A 3,301-nucleotide genomic window follows, 5' to 3' on the forward strand; every position below is an offset into this window, starting at 1 on the left:
CCCCTCCCCCTCCCCCTCCCCGCCGTCCCCACCTCCCCGTGCCGTGTCCGCGCCCTGCCCGACCGGCAGGCGCCGGCGCTGCCGCCCCGCAGCGTGGGCGGTGACCGCCAGGTCCACCCAGGGCAGGAACGCGGCTTGCCACGCCCCGTGCCACCGCCTGCCAACTCAGCCCGTGCTAGCTGGAGTTACCCACAGGCCATGCACACGCCCTGTGGATAACACAGCCACTCACGCCCCCAAACTCCCGCAATCCCGGCACCCAGTGCCACGCCCCCTGTGGATCATGGAACCCGACAGGTCGGCCGCCGCCCCCGTCGGGATCGGTTCACAGCCGCGCCGACGTCGCCGGCCGACTCGTGTCCGCCGTCCTCCGCGGCGGCCACCCCGCTGTTTCGCCACTGCCACCGCCGGCCATCTCCGGCCTCCCTGCGCCGAGTCGGCCCCGCCCGGACCGACGCCACCGCGCGTCGATCGTCCACCGCCGTCCGCCGCCGATGTCACCGCCACCATGCCGCACCACCCCGCCCCGCACCATCACCGCACCGCCCCCGCCGGGACCGCGGCGGTGGCTCCATGAGAACGCATCCCGCGGGGATTCGGCGCGGGCAGCGCGAAAGCTGTGGACAACTCAGCGGTTGTGGACAACTTCCTCACCCTCGCGGGTGAGATGGCGTGGGAAGCGTGGACAGCGGCGCTCCGCTCGACGCTCGGGCGAGCCCGAGGGCGGCGCGCGTCGCCGTTGCGGGCCGACCGGCCTCCTGACAGCATCAGCCGTATGGAGTACGAGCTGCGAGTGACGCGAGGCGATGACTGGCAGCGCTACCGGGAGTTGCGGCTCCGTGCGCTGCGCGACCCCGCGGCTCCCGTCTCCTTCTTCGAACCGATCCAGGAAGCGCTCGACCGCTCTCCCGACGGTTGGCGGCAGCGGGCGGTCTCGCATCTGCTGCGCACCACGTTCGTCGCCGAGCGCGCCTCCGACGGCACCTGGGTGGGCATGGCCACCGCACTGCTGACCGAGGGCGGTCACATTCACGTGGTCGGCGTGTTCCTCCGGCCCGAGCAGCGCGGCACCGGCCTCGCCACCGAGTTGCTGGGCGCGGCGATCGCCTGGGCCGGCACGCGGGAGGTCCGGCTCGACGTGCACGAGGACAACGAGCGTGCCGCCCGGTTCTACCGTCGGCTGGGTTTCCGGCCCACGGGCAGGTTGATCCCCGATCCCCGGTGCCCGGAGCGCCGGACGATCGAGATGACGCTCGCCGAGGCGTCGGCCGACCGTGCCGCGGTGGCGGAGCAGGGGGCCGCTCCCCGCCGGAGCACTCGCCCTGCGTGAGACCGCCTCGCTGCCGCGAAGGGGGCACCGACGCGGTCCGACGCGACCCGAACCGGCGGCGCCGGCTGACTGTCGGTGGCCCGTGGCAGGCTTCAGGTGCGGTGTGGTGGGCGCGGTGTGGTGGGCGCGGTGTGGTGCGGTGTGGTGGGCGCAGCGGCGTCGTGAGGGGCGGGTTGCCGGGGCTGCCCGAGGCAGCAGGCCGGCCGGTGGTGGTAGTGATGGGCGACGATCGCCGTCCCCGGATCGGTTATCGAGCGGGAACGGCAACAAGGCTTGCCGTTGTCGGCGAGTGGGGGTGGCATGGGTGCATGGACACTTCTGCACGCCCGGATGACGGCACCCCGACCGATGGCGCCGCGCCCGAGACGGCCGGGACCCCGGAGAACACGCAGGGCCCGGGGACAGCGGCCGGCGCCGGTGCTCGGGGCGGACGCGCCCGGGACGACGACGAGATCGGCCGGGTCCTGGCGGGCGTCGGTCCGCGCCTGCGGCAGCTGCGCGAGGAGCGTGACGTCACGCTCGCCGCACTGTCGGAGACGACCGGGATCTCCGTCAGCACGCTGTCCCGGCTGGAGTCGGGCGGCCGCCGGGCCACGCTGGAGCTGCTGCTGCCGATCGCGCGGGCGCATCGCGTCGCGCTGGACGAGTTGGTCGACGCGCCGGAGACCGGGGATCCGCGGGTGAGGCTGCGCCCTCGCACCATGGGTCCGCACACCTTCATGCCGTTGACGCGTCAGCCCGGGGCGCCACAGGCGTACAAGATGATCATCGCCCCCGGACGGGAGGAGCATCCCGAGCAGCGGACCCACGAGGGCTACGACTGGATCTACGTCCTCGCCGGCCGCCTCCGCCTGCTGCTGGGAGACAGGGAACTGTTCCTCGTCGCGGGTGAGGTGGCCGAGTTCGACACGCGCCTGCCGCACTGGTTCGGCAGCGCCGACGACCGGCCCGTCGAACTGCTGGGCCTCTTCGGCCGCCAGGGCGAGCGCATGCACGTCCGTGCCCGCCCCGCGCAGGACTGAACGGGTCCGGTGGGAGGGACGCCCGACCCGGAACAGCCCCGGCCCGCCGGGGACGGGCGGCCGCCCCGCCGCTGCACCGGCCCGGACGGTCAGGCGCCGCGGGCGTTCTACGGGCCGGTGGCGACGCGCGCCAACGGCGGGGTGACGGCGCGCAGCAGCGCGGTGCGCAGCGGCAGCGTCGCCGCGTCGCGACCGACGACGTAGAGCGTCCCGCCGCTCTCCAGCAGTTCGGCGAGGGCCGCCGCGTCCGCCTTGCCCGGTGTGCACGCGCGGCGGACGGCGGGGTCCTCCAGCCCGGCCAGCGAGCGGTTGATCAGCGCGAGCGCGGCGTCCCGGCGTTCGGGGTGGGAGGTCAGTGCCGCCTCCAGTTCCATGGAGGCGCCCGGCGCGACGCGGGGATGGGACCGCAGGGTGCGGGCGGGGTCGGTGGCGTTGTTCTGCGCCCAGCGGTGGACGGTGGTGAACGGCTCACCGGTCAGAGCGGCGGCGTGCAGGTAGCAGCGGAGGACGGTCTCCGCGGTCTCCGCGTCGAGTTGGAAGACGGGTGCGGAGGGCCGCACGGGCGCCAGCAGGGCGGCGGCGCGGGCGCGGGCGACCGCGGGGTCGGCACAGCCGTGGTGCGGGGCCCACCGCAGCCGGACCGGGGTGTCGGTGAGCTGTTCGGGGTCGTACAGGTGCACCGGTCCTTGGTCGGCCCGGCGGGCCGCGGTGGCGCGGTACAGGTGGCCGTCGGGGTCGGTGACGACGGCGGCACCGCCGGCGGCGAGTACCGCGTCCGATCCGGCCGTCCCCTGGCCCGCTCGGTCGGTGCCGCCCCGTGGTCCGGGCGTGCCGGTGCCTGACCGTCCGGGCCGGTGCAGCGGCGGGGCGGCCGCCCGTCCCCGGCGGGCCGGGGCTGTTCCGGGTCGGGCGTCCCTCCCACCGGACCCGTTCAGTCCTGCGCGGGGCG

Annotated in this window: 3 protein-coding genes; 2 read left to right on the forward strand and 1 reads right to left on the reverse strand. The window is 75.4% G+C overall.

Translation table 11 applies throughout. The features are described from left to right. The first annotated feature begins 775 nt into the window (after positions 1-775). Both HCN56_RS24655 and HCN56_RS24660 read left to right on the forward strand, forming a co-directional pair. On the forward strand, positions 776-1,330 hold the full coding sequence (locus HCN56_RS24655; RefSeq protein WP_167974735.1) for a GNAT family N-acetyltransferase: 555 nt from the start codon (positions 776-778) through the stop codon (positions 1,328-1,330). 308 nt (positions 1,331-1,638) lie between these two features. Continuing rightward, positions 1,639-2,352 (forward strand): cupin domain-containing protein, encoded by a 714-nt coding sequence (locus HCN56_RS24660; protein ID WP_167974737.1) that lies wholly within the window; start codon positions 1,639-1,641, stop codon positions 2,350-2,352. A 107-nt stretch (positions 2,353-2,459) separates the two neighbouring features. On the opposite strand, the gene HCN56_RS24665 is transcribed toward HCN56_RS24660, so the two are convergent. After that, on the reverse strand, positions 2,460-3,301 hold an 842-nt coding region (locus HCN56_RS24665; RefSeq protein WP_512700877.1), incomplete at its 5' end, for a type IV secretory system conjugative DNA transfer family protein.

It is taken from the genome of Streptomyces lonarensis, assembly GCF_012033735.1.
Taxonomy (GTDB): domain Bacteria; phylum Actinomycetota; class Actinomycetes; order Streptomycetales; family Streptomycetaceae; genus Streptomyces; species Streptomyces lonarensis.